Source organism: Nocardia sp. CC213A (genome assembly GCF_030766805.1).
Taxonomy (GTDB): domain Bacteria; phylum Actinomycetota; class Actinomycetes; order Mycobacteriales; family Mycobacteriaceae; genus Nocardia; species Nocardia otitidiscaviarum.
The window spans coordinates 86,338-101,852 of the sequence record NZ_JASFXA010000014.1; the positions used below are offsets into that span (position 1 = coordinate 86,338).

16 protein-coding genes are annotated in these 15,515 nt (G+C 67.8%); 8 read left to right on the forward strand and 8 right to left on the reverse strand.

Annotation, left to right across the window (positions count from 1 at the left end; genetic code table 11):
• Window positions 1–81: 81 nt before the first annotated feature.
• Entirely contained in the window at window positions 82–267 is a 186-nt protein-coding gene (locus tag QJS31_RS24190; protein WP_282782430.1) for a hypothetical protein, read from the reverse strand.
• A gap of 180 nt (window positions 268–447) precedes the next feature.
• Here QJS31_RS24190 and QJS31_RS24195 point away from each other — a divergent pair, with 180 nt between their 5' ends.
• A complete protein-coding gene (locus QJS31_RS24195) occupies window positions 448–1,335 on the forward strand; it encodes a helix-turn-helix transcriptional regulator (protein WP_029930647.1) in 888 nt (295 codons plus the stop codon).
• Window positions 1,325–1,531: a DUF397 domain-containing protein gene (locus QJS31_RS24200; RefSeq protein ID WP_143980700.1), complete on the forward strand. Its 207-nt coding sequence runs from the start codon at window positions 1,325–1,327 to the stop codon at window positions 1,529–1,531. The genes QJS31_RS24195 and QJS31_RS24200 overlap by 11 nt, the downstream gene beginning before the upstream one ends.
• A gap of 51 nt (window positions 1,532–1,582) precedes the next feature.
• Here the strand turns inward: QJS31_RS24200 and QJS31_RS24205 are convergent, their stop codons facing one another.
• From QJS31_RS24205 to QJS31_RS24215, 3 genes are all read right to left on the reverse strand, one after another.
• Window positions 1,583–2,311, reverse strand: a complete 729-nt coding sequence (locus tag QJS31_RS24205) for a TetR/AcrR family transcriptional regulator (RefSeq protein WP_282782427.1) — start codon at window positions 2,309–2,311, stop codon at window positions 1,583–1,585.
• A 46-nt stretch (window positions 2,312–2,357) separates the two neighbouring features.
• Window positions 2,358–3,584 carry a cytochrome P450 gene (locus QJS31_RS24210; RefSeq protein ID WP_306357766.1) on the reverse strand — a complete coding sequence of 409 codons (1,227 nt, stop codon included), beginning with the start codon at window positions 3,582–3,584 and terminating at the stop codon, window positions 2,358–2,360.
• 89 nt (window positions 3,585–3,673) lie between these two features.
• Window positions 3,674–5,182, reverse strand: coding sequence for a sugar transferase (locus QJS31_RS24215; protein ID WP_306357767.1), 1,509 nt, complete (start codon window positions 5,180–5,182; stop codon window positions 3,674–3,676).
• Between the two features lie 524 nt (window positions 5,183–5,706).
• On the opposite strand from QJS31_RS24215, the gene QJS31_RS24220 reads away from it, so the two are divergent.
• The 4 genes from QJS31_RS24220 to QJS31_RS24235 are packed head-to-tail and all read left to right on the forward strand — an operon-like array spanning window position 5,707 to window position 9,417.
• On the forward strand, window positions 5,707–6,951 hold the full coding sequence (locus QJS31_RS24220) for a class I SAM-dependent methyltransferase (RefSeq protein WP_282782421.1): 1,245 nt from the start codon (window positions 5,707–5,709) through the stop codon (window positions 6,949–6,951).
• Window positions 6,952–6,956: 5 nt separating this feature from the next.
• Complete coding sequence (locus tag QJS31_RS24225) at window positions 6,957–7,739, forward strand: sugar phosphate nucleotidyltransferase (protein WP_306357768.1); 783 nt, start codon at window positions 6,957–6,959, stop codon at window positions 7,737–7,739.
• Complete coding sequence (locus tag QJS31_RS24230; RefSeq protein WP_282782434.1) at window positions 7,736–8,380, forward strand: PIG-L deacetylase family protein; 645 nt, start codon at window positions 7,736–7,738, stop codon at window positions 8,378–8,380. Before QJS31_RS24225 ends, QJS31_RS24230 begins: the two co-directional genes overlap by 4 nt.
• Window positions 8,380–9,417: an NAD(P)-dependent oxidoreductase gene (locus QJS31_RS24235; protein ID WP_306357769.1), complete on the forward strand. Its 1,038-nt coding sequence runs from the start codon at window positions 8,380–8,382 to the stop codon at window positions 9,415–9,417. The genes QJS31_RS24230 and QJS31_RS24235 overlap by 1 nt, the downstream gene beginning before the upstream one ends.
• Here the strand turns inward: QJS31_RS24235 and QJS31_RS24240 are convergent.
• Window positions 9,392–9,955, reverse strand: coding sequence for a dTDP-4-dehydrorhamnose 3,5-epimerase family protein (locus QJS31_RS24240; RefSeq protein ID WP_306357770.1), 564 nt, complete (start codon window positions 9,953–9,955; stop codon window positions 9,392–9,394). The two genes, QJS31_RS24235 and QJS31_RS24240, sit on opposite strands and share 26 nt — an antisense overlap.
• Before the next feature lie 89 nt (window positions 9,956–10,044).
• On the opposite strand from QJS31_RS24240, the gene QJS31_RS24245 reads away from it, so the two are divergent.
• On the forward strand, window positions 10,045–11,064 hold the full coding sequence (locus QJS31_RS24245) for a methyltransferase domain-containing protein (RefSeq protein WP_372341628.1): 1,020 nt from the start codon (window positions 10,045–10,047) through the stop codon (window positions 11,062–11,064).
• Between the two features lie 78 nt (window positions 11,065–11,142).
• Window positions 11,143–11,766 carry an MspA family porin gene (locus tag QJS31_RS24250; protein ID WP_282786614.1) on the forward strand — a complete coding sequence of 208 codons (624 nt, stop codon included), beginning with the start codon at window positions 11,143–11,145 and terminating at the stop codon, window positions 11,764–11,766.
• Between the two features lie 96 nt (window positions 11,767–11,862).
• Here QJS31_RS24250 and QJS31_RS24255 read toward each other — a convergent pair whose 3' ends face one another.
• The 3 genes from QJS31_RS24255 to QJS31_RS24265 form a co-directional block, all read right to left on the reverse strand.
• On the reverse strand, window positions 11,863–12,702 hold the full coding sequence (locus QJS31_RS24255) for a glycosyltransferase family 2 protein (RefSeq protein ID WP_306357772.1): 840 nt from the start codon (window positions 12,700–12,702) through the stop codon (window positions 11,863–11,865).
• Between the two features lie 52 nt (window positions 12,703–12,754).
• On the reverse strand, window positions 12,755–14,086 hold the full coding sequence (locus QJS31_RS24260) for a polysaccharide pyruvyl transferase family protein (protein WP_306357773.1): 1,332 nt from the start codon (window positions 14,084–14,086) through the stop codon (window positions 12,755–12,757).
• Window positions 14,087–14,297: 211 nt separating this feature from the next.
• Window positions 14,298–15,431, reverse strand: a complete 1,134-nt coding sequence (locus QJS31_RS24265) for a serine hydrolase (RefSeq protein ID WP_306357774.1) — start codon at window positions 15,429–15,431, stop codon at window positions 14,298–14,300.
• Window positions 15,432–15,515: the final 84 nt, after the last annotated feature.

Below are 15,515 nucleotides of genomic sequence, written 5' to 3' on the forward strand. Positions count from 1 at the left end.
CAGGATCGTGCTCCGGGGGTATTTCCTTGCCCACCCGGCCTTTTCACGTCGACCGCGGCCGGGGCGGGAGGTTCGGGCGGATCAGGCGGGCGCGGACGGCGCACCCGCCGGTATCAGGTGTTTGGCCTCCACCAAACGGGACTTGGCCTGGCGTTTCACCGGGCAGGCCAGACTGGGGCAGTCGATATGGGTCTGCATGATGAGGTGGGCGTAGCCCACGGTCATGACGGGCACGGCGCTGTGGTCGGTCGGCGGAATGCCGTACATCCTTGTCGCCCCTTCCCTTTCGTGTCTGACGGGTTGCCGGTCCGTGGGCACACTTCCAGTAGACACCGCGGTGTCGCGTGCTGGAAGATTTCGGTGTCGGACATTGGCGAAGACTTCCGCGGTCTTCCAATCCCGCTGCGAAAATCATTCCAAAATCGCACACCCTCATGAGGTTCGCTAATGACCGAAGGTGGTTCCGGCTCCACAGTTCCCCGCCGCATGCTGGGCCGACAGCTGCGCCGCCTGCGCGAGGACGCGGGCGTTTCGGTGGCCGCGGCCTGCCGCACCATCGAGGTGTCCGCGCAGACCATGTGGCGACTCGAGGGCGGGCAGTCGGTGAAGCTCAAGGACATCTACATCCGTGCCCTGTGCGTGCTCTACGGGGCCTCCGACGACGATACGGCGGCGTTGCTGGGACTCGTAGCAGAAACCAAGCGAACCGGATGGTGGCATTCCTACGGTGACGCCGTGCCCGGTCACTTCGACCTGTACATGGGTCTGGAGGAAGCGGCCAAGCGCCTCACCATGTTTCAGCTCACGCTGCTGCCCGGCATGGTGCAGACCGCCGACTACCGGCGCGCCATGGTGTGGACCGTCCACCCGCAGATGCCCACGGCCGAGGTGGAGCGGCGTGTCGAACTCATGACCAAACGACAACAGCGCCTGCATGATTCGGGTTTCGAGCTGAACGTGCTGCTGTCGGAGTCCGCACTGCACCATCAGGTGGGCGGGCCGGGAGTGATGGCCGACCAGCTCGCGCACTTGCTGGAGATTGGCAGGCGTCGAAACGTATCGATTCGGGTAATCCCCTACAGCGTCGACAGCTGGATCGGGCTACAGGTGGGCCACTTCGTATTCCTGGAGTTCCCACTGCACCGGGAGACCAAGTGGACCGAACCCCCGGTTGTCTACGTGGAGGGATACACCGGCGCTCTATACCTGGACCGCGACAACGAGATTCAGCAGTACAGAGCGGCTATTGCAGAGATACGACGCGTCGCGTTGGATGAGAGCGACACCAGAGATCTGGTAACCCACACAGCAAGGAGCAAGCAGCGTGAGCAATGACCTGTCCGCGGCACGGTGGTTCAAGAGTTCCCGCTCAGCGAACCAGGAAGCGTGCGTCGAAACCGCACACCTGGCAAACGGCGCGGTCGGCGTCCGAGACTCCAAGGACCCGACCGGCCCCGCCCTGATCTTCGCCCCCGTCGCCTGGGATGCCTTCGTCACCGGCGTCCGTTCCGGTGAGTTCGACCGTCTGTAACCCCGGTACCACGAGAGGTACTCGGGAATCCCTTGCCCCCGAGTACCTCTCCTAGTCCTTCAGCAGGCCGATGCTGCGGCCGATATCGGCGAGGGTGGCGTCGAAGAGCACGTCCGGGTGGGTGACGTGGATGGGGTAGTTGCCGAAGGCTTCCAGGGTGACGTGGCCGTACAGGCGGGCCCAGAACTGGATCATCACGTAGCTGACGCCCAGGTCGAGCTTCTCGGCCGGGAATTTCTGGCCCGATTCGGCGAGTACCGCGAGCAGATCGGTCTGGAAGCGGATCAGATCGTCGCGCAGTTCCGCGGGGATGGCCGCCACGGGCGGGGTGACCACCTCGTAGTCGGCGAGCAGGCGGCCCGCCGCCTCCAGAAACAGGCGACCGACCGGTTCACCGAATTGCCGCATGGCACTGGGCGCCCCGGCTCCGGCGGGAGACGCGAAGACCAGCGTGAACTCCCGTGGATGGGTGAGGGCCCAACGCCGGAAACCGCGGCAGACGCCGAAGAACCGCACCATGGCGTCGTCGGGTTCTCCCTCGAGCGCGCCCGCCATATCGCGGGCCAGATCCGCGCACACGTCCAGGCGCACCGCCGCGATCAGATCGTCGCGGCTCTCGTAGTAGCGGTAGAGCGCGGGAGCCGTGATGCCCAGCTCCCGCGCGATCGCCCGCAGCGTCACCGCGTCGGGCCCCTGGTCGACCAGCAGTGACCGCGCGACGCGGCGGATGTCGGCGTCGCTGACCGCGGGCACCCGGCCGCGGCGTCGCGTGTCGGTCATGCTGTCTCCCAATCGAACCGGGTGGCCGGGCGCGCGGTCCGACCGCTCACTCGTAGGCGACCTGCCAGCTCTTGATGCCGTTGAGCCAGCCCGAGCGCAGGCGGACCGGTTCGGAGATCTGGCGCAGGTTCGGCATCACATCGGCGATGGCGTTGAACATGAGGTCGATCTCCAACCGGGCCAGGTTGGCACCTACACAGTAATGCGTCCCGGTACCGCCGAAGCCGACATGTGGGTTGTTCGTGCGCAGCACGTCGAACTCGAAGGGATTGTCGAAGTGGTCCTCGTCGAAGTTGGCGGCCGAGTAGAACAGTCCGACGCGCTGGCCCTTCTTGATCTCGATACCGCTCAGCACGGTGTCGGAGAGGGCGGTGCGCTGGAAGGACACCACCGGGGTGGCCCAGCGCACGATCTCGTCGGGCGCGGTGCGCGGGCGCTGCTCCTTATAGATCTCCCACTGGTCCGGGTGGTCGACGAACGCCTTCATGCCGTGGGTGATGGCGTTGCGGGTGGTCTCGTTGCCCGCGACCGCGAGCAGGATGACGAACCAGGCGAATTCGTCGGAGGCCAGCGCCTCACCCTCGACATCGGCCTGCAACAGCGTGGTCACGATGTCGTCCATCGGGCATTTCTTCTTCTCCTCGGCCAGGTTCCAGGCGTAACCCATGACCTCGGCGGTGGCCATCTTGTGATCGCCCTCGAACTCGGGATCGTCGTAGGAGATCATCTGGTTGGTCCACTGGAAGATCTTGCCGCGATCCTCCTGCGGCACACCGATGAGTTCGGCGATGGCCTGCAGCGGGAGTTCGCAGGCGACCTGCTCGACGAAGTCGCCGCCGCCGGTCTTCTTGGCCTCGTGCACGATGCGCTCGGCGCGCTCCCGCAGGGCGGCGCGCAGCGACTCCACCGCGCGCGGGGTGAAGCCCTTGGAGATGATGCGGCGCAGCTTGGTGTGGCGCGGCGGATCCTGGTTCAGCAGCAGGTGCCGCTGGATCTCGATCTCGTCGCGGGTGATGTCGGAGTTGAAGCGGATGACGGCGGTGTTCTCCTCCGAGGAGAAGATGTCGGAGCGCTTCGAGATCTCCTTGATGTCGTCGAGCTTGGTGACCACCCAGTAGCCACCGGTGTCGAACCCGCTGACCCCGTCGGGCTGCGGGTTCCACCAGATGGGCGCGGTCTTGCGGAGTTCGGCGAACTCCTCGATGGGCAGTCGCCGGGCGAACAGCTCGGGGTCGGTGAAATCGAAGCCTGCGGGGATGGACGGCGCGGACACGGAACCTCCTCTGGAACACGTTCCCAAGGAGTGAACCACACCACACCCGATTTGTGAACGGGCATTAGTAAATACCGTTCACCGAATTCTCAGTACGCGCCCTCGCCCCTGGTCACCGCGCCGATCGTCCTGGCGACCAGCAGCAGATCCAGCAGCATGGACCAGTTCTCGACATAGGAGAGGTCGAGCCGCATGGCGTCCTCGGGCGCCAGATCGGACCGGCCGCTCACCTGCCACAGGCCGGTGACACCCGGCTTGACCAGCAACCGCCGCCGCATGACCCCGTCGTAGGAATCCACCTCCCGCCGCACCTGCGGACGCGGCCCCACGATGCTCATCTCACCGCTGAGCACATTGAAGAACTGCGGCAGCTCGTCGAGGGAGTACTTGCGAATGAACCGCCCGACGGGGGTGATCCGCGGGTCGTCACGCATCTTGAAGAACACCGGGTTGCCGCCGTTCGATTCGATGAGCGCGTGGATGTGCGCGTCGGCGTCGACGTACATGCTGCGGAACTTGATCATGCGGAACGGCCGTCCGTCCCGCCCGATCCGCTCGGACAGGTAGAACACCGGACCGCGGCTGCCCACCTTGACGGCCACCGCGATCGCCACCAGCACCGGGGCGATGAGCACCACGGCCGTCAGCGCGAAGCAGAGGTCGAAGACCGCCTTGCGAATCGACTTGGCGCGGTCGTAGCGCGGCTTCTCCACGTGCAGCATGGGCATATCGGCCACCAGCCGGTGGGTGAGCCGGGTGCCCGCCATATCCACCAGGCCGGGCGTGACGATCAGCTCCACGCCGAGCGGATCCAGCTCCCAGGCCATGCGACGGAAGTCGGCGGGGCCGAGCTTGTCGGTGGCGGTGACGGCGACGGTGTCCGCGCCGGTGCGCCGCACCGCGTCCAGCACCGACCGGTCGTCGCCGACCACAGGTATGTCCAACTCGCCGACTTCCAATGCCGGATCGGGCAATTCGCCATCGTGCGGGGTGCAGACGCCGATCACGTTGTAGCCCGAGCTGGGATCGCGCGAGAAGGCGGTCACCATGGCTCGCGCCGCGTCCCGGCTGCCGACCACGAGTACGCCGATCCGGTACCCGCCGCGGGCGCGGCGACCCGACACCCAGCGCCGCCACAGCCGCCGTTGCAGCATCAGCGTCAGCACGCCGAGCGGAAGGGCGATGGCGAGATAGCCGCGGGCGATATCCACGCGCAGCACCAGCGACACGATGGCGATGACGCCGAACAGCCGCAGTGTCGCCGAGATCAACCGCCGGTATTCCTCTGTGCCGGAACCGATCACGCGCGGCGACCGAGCGCCGCTCAGGCCCAGCGCGGCATGCCAGGCCAGGGCGAGCACCACCGACACCACGGTGTAGCGAACCTCGAGCGGCAGAGTGGCGGCCAGCGGCGGATCGGCGGGTCCGCCGAACCGAATCACCTGTGCCACACCGACGGCCAGGCATACGCATAGCAAATCGGTGAACCGCAGCCTGCGGACATAGTCGTCTTGCCAGCGCTCTCTGTCCGAGCGTGGCAGGGGCCGCGGCGGCCGGGCCGTACGCGGCGCACGCCCGGCGGAAACCTCGAAACTCATGAAACGAATGCACCTCCCCCACGGGAGAACTCGGTCCCGATCCCCACTGATCAGTTCCACTCGGCTCCACACGGACTGACGCCGGTTCCCCAAGGGCTTTCACTGCATGACAACCGATGAGGCCACCGATTGTTTCGGCGGCCAGAAGCCGAATGTTACACACCCCACCCACGGCGGTCACCGAAACCGCATGGGTACCAATGTATCCGAAAATTTGCGGGAACCGGCGCGACCGGTTTCCTGGAATTCCCCTATTGTTCCCCTAACGGTGGAACAAGCAGGTCAGAAGCGACGTATCACCCGAAAATCAGTGCGAAACACTTAATTTGCACGACTCCCACGTTTGCCGACCGAACGCTCGGTTCTGCGGGCCGCAGAAATTTACTCCCTAATAACCCACAAGCCCTCTGAACAAACACTCGGACACCCTCGATCCTGTTGTAACGTAACGACGGATCGAGCCGACCCTCTGGGCAGATCGGGCGTAGCCGGTCGCCGGTGTCGGTGAAAGGTGGGGAATCTGCGTGCAATGTCGTTTGTGTGACTCCGAAAGATTGGTCAGTGTGCTCGATCTCGGAGCCACTCCGCCCTGTGAGAAGTTCTTGACGGCGGCTGAACTCGATCTTCCCGAGCCGACCTTCCCGCTGCATCTGCGGCTGTGCGAAGACTGTCTGCTACTGCAGATCCCGGCGCTCATCACGCCGGAGGACACCTTCACCGAGTACGCGTACTACTCCTCGTACTCCGACAGCTGGGTGCGTCACGCCCGCGACTTCGTGGCGGCGGCGACCGAACGACTCGGGCTGGGCCCCGGCTCCTTCGTGGTCGAGGTGGCCTCCAACGACGGCTACCTGCTCCAGCACGCGGTGGCGGCCGGCATCGACTGCCTCGGCATCGAACCCTCGGTGAATGTCGGCGCGGCCGCCCGCGCGAAGGGCGTGCCGACCCGCACCGGCTTCCTCGACGAGGATTTGGCGGCCAAGGTGCGCGCCGAACACGGTCCGGCCGATCTCGTGGTGGCCAACAACGTCTACGCGCACATCCCGGACCTGCGCGGGTTCACCCGCGCCCTGCGGGAGTTGCTCGCCGACGACGGCTGGCTGTCCATCGAGGTCCACCATGCGCTCGAGCTGGTCACCCATGGTCAATTCGACACCATCTATCACGAACACTTCCAGTACTACACCGTGCTGTCCGCGCAGCGCGCCCTGGCGACCGCCGGGCTCACCGTCGTGGACGTGGAACTGCTTACCACCCATGGTGGTTCATTGCGGCTCTGGGCGCGACCCGAAGCGGTGGCGAGTCCGGGCGAGCGGGTCGCCGAGGTGCTGCGGCGAGAGGCCGACGCGGGCCTGCACACCGTCGCGGGCTACCTCGAGCTACGACCGCGCACCGAACGGGTGCGCCAGGATCTGCTGCGCTTTCTGCTCGACTGCCGCGCCGCGGGCAAGCGGGTGGTCGGCTACGGCGCGCCCGGCAAGGGCAACACCCTGCTCAACTACTGCGGCATCCGCAGCGATCTGCTGGCCTACACCGTGGATCGCAATCCCTACAAGCATGGGCGGTTCACGCCCGGCACCCGCATCCCGATCCATCCCCCCGAGCGCATCGACGCCGATCGCCCGGACGTGGTGCTGGTGCTGCCCTGGAATCTGGAAACCGAGATCACCGCGCAACTGCGCCATGTCACCGACTGGGGCGGACAGCTCGTCTACCCGCTGCCGGAACTGCACACGACCGTGGCCGCGCTGGATCACTCCGAGAGGTAAGCGAGATGAAGGTTGTGCTCTTCTGCGGCGGCTACGGCATGCGCATGCGCAACGGCTCCGAGGACGTACTGCCCAAGCCCATGCAGATGGTGGGCCCGCGGCCGCTGATCTGGCACGTCATGCGCTACTACGCGCACTTCGGGCACAAGGATTTCATCCTGTGCCTGGGCTACGGCGCGGCGCATATCAAGAACTTCTTCCTGACCTACCAGGAGTCGGTGTCCAACGATTTCGTCATCCGCGGCGGCCGGGTGGAGTTGCTCCAGTCCGATATCAGCGACTGGTCCATCACCTTCGTCGACACCGGCGTGGAGTCGCCCATCGGTGAACGCCTGCGGCGGGTGCGCAAACATCTCGAGGGTGAGCACTACTTCCTGGCCAACTACGCCGACGTGCTCACCGACGCGCCGCTGGACGAGGTGATCACGAGGTTCCAGCAGTCCGGTGCGGCGGCGTCGATGATGATCGTGCCCCCGCAGTCCTCCTTCCACTGCGTGGATGTGAACTCGGCGGGCGAGGTCAAGAACATCACCCCGGTCTCGCACCTGCCCATCTGGGAGAACGGCGGGTACTTCGTGCTCACCCAGGAGGTCTTCGAGCATCTGCCGCGCAACGGCGATCTGGTGGAGGACGCCTGCGGCGCGCTGGCCGCGCAGGGCCGGCTGTTCGGGTATCAGCATCACGGCTTCTGGAAACCGGCCGACACCTTCAAGGAGCGCGCCGAACTCGATGCCGGATACCACCAGGGCGACCGCCCGTGGATGGTGTGGGAGCGGCCCGCCTCATGATCCGGCTCGATACCGGGTCGGTCCGTGAGATCGCACTGCTGGCCGCGCACTGCGACGACCTCGCCATCGGCCTGGGCGGCACCCTGCTGACCCTGGCCCGGCGCGGACTGCGGGTGCGCGCGCTGGTACTGAGCGGGGCCGGCACCGACCGGGCCCGCGAGGAACAGGACGCCCTCGAATCATTCTGCCCTGGCACCGATCTCGAGTTGGAGGTGCTCGATGTCCCGGACGGCCGCGCCCCCGCGCACTGGGAGCGGGTCAAGGAGGCGGTGGCCCGGCTGCGGCGCGGTGGCGATCCCGACGTGGTCTTCGCCCCGCAGCGCGAGGACGCCCATCAGGACCATCGGTTGCTGGCCGAACTGGCCCCCACCGAGTTCCGCGACCATCTGGTGCTGGGCTACGAGATCCTCAAGTGGGAGACCGACACTCCCAAACCCACTGTCTTCCACCCGCTCTCGGCCGAGGTGGCCGAGCGGAAGGCGGAGCTGCTCATGAAACATTATCCGTCCCAGCGGGATCGGGACTGGTTCGACGAACTGTCCTTTCTCGGACTGTCCCGGCTGCGGGGCGTGCAGTGCCGCGCCCCGCACGCGGAGGCATTCGTGCTGGAGAAGGCGGCCATCACTTTCGGAGGTGCGTAATGCGTGTACTCGTCACCGGACATCAGGGCTACCTGGGCACCGTCATGGTGCCGGTGCTGCGGGCCGAGGGACACGAGGTGGTGGGCCTGGACAGCGGCTTCTTCGCCGACTGCGTCCTCGGCGATGCCCCGCAGGATCCGCCGGGGCTCGCGGTCGACCTACGCGACGTGACCGCGGCACAGCTGGCCGGATTCGACGCGGTGATCCATCTGGCCGCGCTGTCCAACGATCCGCTCGGCGCGCTGGCCCCGAGCATCACCTACGACATCAACCATCACGCCTCGGTGCGATTGGCGGAGTCGGCGAAACAGGCCGGGGTGCGCCGTTTCCTGTACGCCTCCACGTGTTCGGTGTACGGGGCCGCCGGGGACGGCCTGGTGACCGAGACCGCGCCCCTGCGCCCGATCACCCCGTACGCCGAATCCAAGGTCCGGGTCGAGGACGATGTGGCGGCGCTGGCCGACTCCGGCTTCTCGCCGGTGTTCCTGCGCAATGCGACGGCGTTCGGTTTCTCGCCGCGGCTGCGCGCCGATATCGTGCTCAACAACCTGGTCGGTTACGCGGTGCTCACCGGTGAGGTGAAGGTGCTCTCCGACGGCACGCCGTGGCGGCCGCTGGTGCACGCCCAGGACATCGCACGCGCCTTCGCCACCTGCCTGACCGCGCCCGTGGAGGCCATCCACTGCCGGGCCTACAACGTGGGTTCCGAGGCCAACAACCGCACGGTCGCCGAGATCGCCGGGGCCGTGGTGGACGTGGTGCCCGGATCGCGCTTGGTCATCACCGGTGAGAGCGGCGGCGATCCGCGCTCCTACCGGGTCGACTTCTCTTATGCCCGACGGGAATTGGGCTTCGAGGCGAAGTGGCGCATTCCCGACGGCGCGGCCGAGCTCTACACCGAGTATCTGCGCCACGGCCTCACCGAGGAGCGGTTCTTCGCCGCCTTCACGCGGCTGGCGCGGCTGAAGTCGCTGATCGCGGCCGGTGCGCTCGACGACGAACTGCGGCGGATCAGGATCGGGGCGGCAGATGGGTGAGCAGGTCCCCCCAGGATCCCGCGGCGGCGTCCCGGCCGGAGACCACGGTCACCGGCCGCGGCCACGCGATGGCCAGGTCCGGATCGTGGTAGGCCACGCCGAGATCCTCGCTCGGATCGTGCGGCCGGTCGATGCGGTAGCAGACGTCGGCCACCGCGGTGAGCGCCTGGAAGCCGTGCAGGAAGCCGGGCGGTACGTAGAGGTGCCGAAACTCATTGTCGTCCAGGAGGAATGCCTGTTGTCGCCCGAAGGTCGGCGAGTCCGGCCGGATATCCACCAGCACATCGTGCACGGCCCCGTGCGCACAGCGCACCAGCTTGGCCTCACCGCGCCCGGATCGCCCGTGCATCCCGCGCACCACGCCCAGCACCGAGCGGGACTGCGAGTCCTGCACGAACGACGCCGCCGCACCGGGTACGCCCAGGTACTCGTCGAATTCCGCGGCGTCGAAGGTGCGGGTGAACAGCCCGCGGTCGTCCCGGTGCGGCTCGGGGGTCAGCACCAGCACGTCGGCGAGTTCGGTCGGTTCGATGCGCACCGGGCCATGGTGCCATGAGGACGGCGACGGCGCGCGGGTGTCGCGGTTGTGGGGGCACGGAGTTGGCCCGGGTCCTCGATCTCGGGAAAATGCCCGCCGCGGACGACTTTCCGATGCTGGCGGCGACACCGGAGGCCGACGAGTCCGGCCATCCGCTGGCCATGGACCTGTGCGCGGCCTGCGGGCTCGCCCAGTTGGCCGAGGACGACACCCATACCGCCGAACCGCGCGGCGTGGAGCCGCTGGCCCTGCGCGAGCAGGCGGCCGACGCCCTCGCCCGGGTGGCGGCGGCGGGTTGGTTGGGCGGGCGCACGGTGCGGGAGTTCGGCAGCCCGCACGGCGGCAGCTGGCTGCCGATGCTCGCCGAACGGGGCTTCACCGAGACCGACGGCCCGGCCGATCTGGTGATCGACTGCTTCGGCATCATGCACGAACCCGATCAGCTCATGGCCTTCGCCCAGCGCGCGGCGGCCACCGCGCCCAACGGGGTGTTGCTGCTGCAATTCCATTCGCTGCGCACCATTGTCGAGCAGGGGCAGTGGAATGCCCTGCGGCACGGGCACTTCGCGTACTACTCGCTGACCGCGCTACGCCGATTGCTCGACGCGGCCGGGATGAGCGTGGCGACCGCCTGGGAGTTCGATCTCTACGGGGGCACCATCCTGGTCGCGGCGGTGCACGCGCCGATCACGCCCGACGAGTCGGTGGCGGCCATTCTGGCCACCGAATCCGCGCTCGGCGACGCGGACGCGGTGCGACACTTACAGCGTGACGCCGATCGCCAGGCCCACGCGCTGCGGGTCTGGCTGGAACGCGAGCACGCGCGTGGGCACCGGGTGTACGCCTACGGTGCTGCCTCCCGGGCGATTTCGCTGCTGCACCTGGCGGGCGTGCACCGCGGCCTGCTGGCCGCGGTCGCCGACGCCTCGCCCGCGAAGCAGGGCCGCCGCATGTCCGGAACCGATGTGCCGATCATCGCGCCCGCTGAACTCGTTGCCGCCCAACCGGATCAGGTGCTGCTGACCGTGGCGGACCTGCTGCCGGAGGTGGCGACGCTCTGGCCCGAACTGGATGGGAAGTGGGTGGTGGACATACCGGAACCGCAATGAGACACCGGAGTTCGTCTTGGCTTCAGTTGTGAGAGCGTCAGTTTCAGCCGCACCACCTGATGAGGGAATTGGGGAGAGATGAAGGTTAAGCATCGCGCCACCGTGCGCACCATGGCCGTCGCGGCCGCTGTCACCATCGGTCTGGCGTTGGGCTCCGGTACCGGCCTCGCCGGAATCGACAGCAGCAGCTCCATTCTGGACCGGCAGGATCGCACCGTCGAGGCGATCCAGTCCGATACGCGCATCGACTTCGTACCACCGCTGGACGGCAACCCCCTGACCCGGGAGTGGTTCCACCACGGCACGGCCAGCTACCGCATCAGCGGGCCGCACGCCGAGGACTGGGAGGGGCACATCACCATCGGCTACCAGGTCGGCTATCCGGCGACCCTGGACGGCAAGATCCGCTTCCAGTGGTGGACGCCCAGTCTCGGTGTCGAACTGGACGATTCACCGGGCGTCAACCTCGGCGGTTTGATCCCGCAGGCGGGGATCGAACTCGCGGTGGGCTTCGGACCCGGCATCCAGACGGTCGAGGCGGCCGGGGGCGATGTGTTCGGCGCCGAGGGCTTCATCCGCATGTCCGGCATGCACGCGACGGTGAGCGGCGTGATCGGGCAGGTCACCATCCGGCCGTGGGTCCGGGTCGTCAGCGCGGGCGGCGATGCGGTGATCACCTACGGGCCGCTCTGGACGATCTGAACCCCGGCGGATCCGAACTCGATCACGGCGTGATCCGAGCGCGTCCCGGCCGTCCGCGGCCGGGACGCACCCACGTCGAAGGCGACCGAATATCTGTCAGCGCACCATATCCGGCCGGTTGCGCAGCGTCGCCACCGTGCGGATGCGCAGCCGCTCGAAGGCCGCCCGCGCCAGGCGCAGATCTCCGGCCAGCACATCCCCGCGACGCACCAGGTGGGGGTATTCCGCCCCGAGCCGGTGGTGAAACCGCAGCATCTCGGTCAGTTTGCTGACCGTCGAGGTGCTGCTGCACAGATTGAAGCTCGAATTGCGCCAGGCCGCGGTGAGCTGCGGCATTCCGTAGAACGCCCCGAAGGCGCTCACCCGCGCGAACAGATCCACGTCCATCGGGAAGACGAGATCACCGCGGAAGCCGCCCACCCGGTCGAAGTCGGCGCGGCGGAAGGTGGCCGCGGCCGTGGGGCCGAATTCGGCGGGGCCCTTGCGCACGATCACGCGCATGAGGGTGCGGGCGCTGTGCTCGCCGAGCAGGCCGGGCAGGCCCAGATCGGTCTCCTCCACTCTCCCGGCCTCGTCGATCACCTGGAATGTCGACGAGCAGATGGCAATGCTGTTGTCGGCCATGACCGCCTGCTGGGCGGCCAGCGCGCCGTGCAGCAGGATATCGTCGGCGCACACCACCTTCACCAGTTTCCCGGTGGACAGCGATACCACCCTGTTCCAGTTCTCGCCGATGGGCAGCGTCTGCTCGTTGCGGTGCAGGCGTACCCGCGCGTCGTCGAACGACTTCGCGATGGTGGAGGTTTCGTCGGTGCTGGCGTTGTCCAGGACGACCACCTCCATCTCGACATCCTGGTCGAGTATCGACCGCAGGGTCGTCTCGAGGGTGCGTGCGGAGTTGTACGCCGGAACACACACCGAAAGCTGAACCACCATTCCCCCTGAGCAGTAGTGACCGATGCCGTGGTGACCGACGTGGCCGCGCCGGTTACTCCTCGACGAGGCGGAACACGCGTTCGAGTCCCGCCCGGCTGGCGTCGATCTGCTCGACGGCCTTGTGCCGCAGGGTGTCGCGCAACTCCGGTGCGGCCGACCACAGCTCCCGCACCTGCTGGGTCAGTTCCCGCTCGAGATCGGTGGAATCCAGGTGCACGACCCGAAGCCCGGCCCCGAACATATCGGCCAGTCCGTAGAACTTGTCGTCATAGTACTGTGACGCCGTTACGCCGATGGCCGGAATTCCTTGGGAGAGCGCGAATACCGCCAGATGGTAGGCGCTGGTCACCAGTACCCGGCACCGCGACACCTGGCGGGCCACGTCGGCGGCCGTCCCGGCGCGGCCGATGACCGGACGGGTGCGCTCCGCGCCGGAGAGCAGCGGCAGCGTGGACCGGCGGTCCTCGGAGTCGTATTCGGAGATGATGAGCGGTGCGAGCGCGGCATCGAATTCCCGGGCGCAGGAGCGCACCACCGCGCCGAGGGTGTCCCGGGCGGAGTCGCTGACCTTGGAGTAGTCCGCGACCCGCAGGCACAGGCCGAGGTCGGCCCCGATCTCGGGCCGCCGCACCCGGTAGGCGAATTCGACGGCGTCGTCACCGGTGACCAGCACTCGATCCGCGGCCACCCCGAGTTCGGTGAGCAGCCGCGGCCCGCGCACGCCTTCGCGCAGCGCGATCACATCCACATCGGGCAGTATCGCGGCGGCGCGTTGCAGCAGGCGCGGATCGCCCATGGGTCCGAGGCCCTGCCCGAGCATGGCGGTCGGGATCCCCTGGGCGCGAGCACGTTCCAGCAGATTCAGCGTGCGGTGCGCCTGATACAGGTCGATATCGGTCATATAGCCGCCCCCCTGGGCGATCACCAGGCTCGCGGTGTCGACGGCGGCGGGTACGGGTGGCTCCGGGAGCCCGTCCGACGCCGAGTCGGTGTCCCGCCCCAGCATGCCGCGCGCACCGCGCACCGCCCACGCCTTCACCCCGCGCAGATGCGATTTCGGCACATCGGTCGACGCCCGCCAGGCCACGGCGGCCGGACCGGTCAGGTTCGCGCCCACCGCGCGCTCGACGCGGCCCGCGAGTCCCCCTCTGCCCCACTGGCCGCCGCCCCGGGCGTAGACCGGCTCCGCGGTGGGCAGCAGCCCGCGCAGGATGGCCGGTTGGTCGGTCAGCACCCCGATCCGGGCGTGCGGCCAGCGCTGGCGCAGCCGTTCCACGGTCATTACCATCATGGCGATATCGCCCCGATTGCGCAGCCAGTACTCACCGTTGTCGATGAGGACCCGGAAGTCACCGGCACCGGCCCCCGCGCCAGAGTTCCCCACTGTGGTTGTCCTTCCGCGAGTCCGGCGCCGCGCCGGCGTTGACGTAGGGAGGGGCAGCTCTGCCGCATGCGCCCGGCCGTCCCTGGCGGGTCCCCTCTGCCGAGCATAAATCCGCAGCGAATGTAGCGCACCGCGTACGGTTGGCGCTACATGGGATCGCAATCGTGAAATCGGCTCTTCCACAAGATCATCCCTCCAGCTTCGCGGCAGGTCACGGGGTGCACAGCGCGGCGTCGACGACGGCGTTCGGATCGATGCCCGCACCGTGAAGGTTCAGAATGTGGGGTAGCTGGTTCATGCTCACGGTCACCGCCCGCTCCGGGGTGGCCGCCCCGTAGACGAAGAAGCCGTGCATGGCCCCGCCGTGTCCCCACACCTCGGTGCCGCAGGAGGTGGTGCGGCGGAACAGCCCCAGTCCGAAATCGTCGGACCGGCGCGGATCGCCGCTGGGCACGGTGGCCCGCATCTGCTCGAGCTGCGCGGGGCCGAGGATCCGGCCCGCGAGCAGCGCCCGGAAGAACCGGTTCAGATCCGCTCCCGTGGACACCATGGCCCCATCCGGCAGGCCCCATCCGGGATCGATATCGGTGATGTCCACCAGGGTGTCACCGAATTGGTGATACCCGCGCGGGTGAGGGCCGCGGATGACGTTCTCCACCGGGTAGAGCGGCCAGTAGGTGCCGCGCAGGTCCAGGGGGACCAGAATCCGCCGCGTCACCTCCACCCCGATCGCGACACCCGTCACCGCCTCGACCAGGCGGCCCGCCAGCAGATAGTTGGTATTCGAATACTCCGCCCGCGCACCGGGTTCGAACGCGGCCGGTTGGTCCAGTCCGAGGCGGATCAGCGCGTCGGAGGAGCGGGAGCGCCGCAGCGCGTCCACCGAGCCCAGGTCGATCCGGGTGAGATAGTCCGGGATCCCGCTGGTGTGCTGGAGCAGGTTCCGTACCGTGATCCGGTTTCCCTCCCCACCGGGCCCCGAGACGACCCCGGGCAGATAGCGCTCCACCGGCGCGTCCAGGTCGATCCGCCCCTCACCCACCAGCAACAGCACCACGGTGGCGACGAACGCCTTGGTATTGCTCGCGATGCGCACGGCCGCGGTATCCGGGAAGGGCGCACCGGTCCCGAGATCGCCGACACCGCTGGTGATCTGGATATCGTGATCGCCGGCGGACTCGACGAGCTGGGCGCCGGGCACGTCGGCGGCCCGTACCAGAGCGTCCAGCTCGGTCCGCACCTCGGCGGTGGCGGCGACGGGGGTGTCGGAGCGGGCGGCGGTGGTGCCGCCGGTGAGCACGGCGAGGGCGACCACGGTGACCGTGGCCAGGGCGATATGTCGCATCGGCTGCTTTTCGTCGAGGGGATCCGGCCTGCCCGGTGATACGAGCGGGCGGCGCGATCCGTTCGACCGGATCGGTGCGCGAAA

Bases quoted from the DNA above. Each gene is read 5' to 3' on its own strand.
- QJS31_RS24245 (WP_372341628.1), top strand. From the start codon at position 10,045: ATGCCCGCCGCGGACGACTTTCCGATGCTGGCGGCGACACCGGAGGCC.
- QJS31_RS24265 (WP_306357774.1), bottom strand. From the start codon at position 15,431: ATGCGACATATCGCCCTGGCCACGGTCACCGTGGTCGCCCTCGCCGTG.
- QJS31_RS24190 (WP_282782430.1), bottom strand. From the start codon at position 267: ATGTACGGCATTCCGCCGACCGACCACAGCGCCGTGCCCGTCATGACC.
- QJS31_RS24230 (WP_282782434.1), top strand. From the start codon at position 7,736: ATGATCCGGCTCGATACCGGGTCGGTCCGTGAGATCGCACTGCTGGCC.
- QJS31_RS24255 (WP_306357772.1), bottom strand. From the start codon at position 12,702: ATGGTGGTTCAGCTTTCGGTGTGTGTTCCGGCGTACAACTCCGCACGC.
- QJS31_RS24195 (WP_029930647.1), top strand. From the start codon at position 448: ATGACCGAAGGTGGTTCCGGCTCCACAGTTCCCCGCCGCATGCTGGGC.
- QJS31_RS24235 (WP_306357769.1), top strand. From the start codon at position 8,380: ATGCGTGTACTCGTCACCGGACATCAGGGCTACCTGGGCACCGTCATG.
- QJS31_RS24215 (WP_306357767.1), bottom strand. From the start codon at position 5,182: ATGAGTTTCGAGGTTTCCGCCGGGCGTGCGCCGCGTACGGCCCGGCCG.
- QJS31_RS24250 (WP_282786614.1), top strand. From the start codon at position 11,143: ATGAAGGTTAAGCATCGCGCCACCGTGCGCACCATGGCCGTCGCGGCC.
- QJS31_RS24225 (WP_306357768.1), top strand. From the start codon at position 6,957: ATGAAGGTTGTGCTCTTCTGCGGCGGCTACGGCATGCGCATGCGCAAC.
- QJS31_RS24205 (WP_282782427.1), bottom strand. From the start codon at position 2,311: ATGACCGACACGCGACGCCGCGGCCGGGTGCCCGCGGTCAGCGACGCC.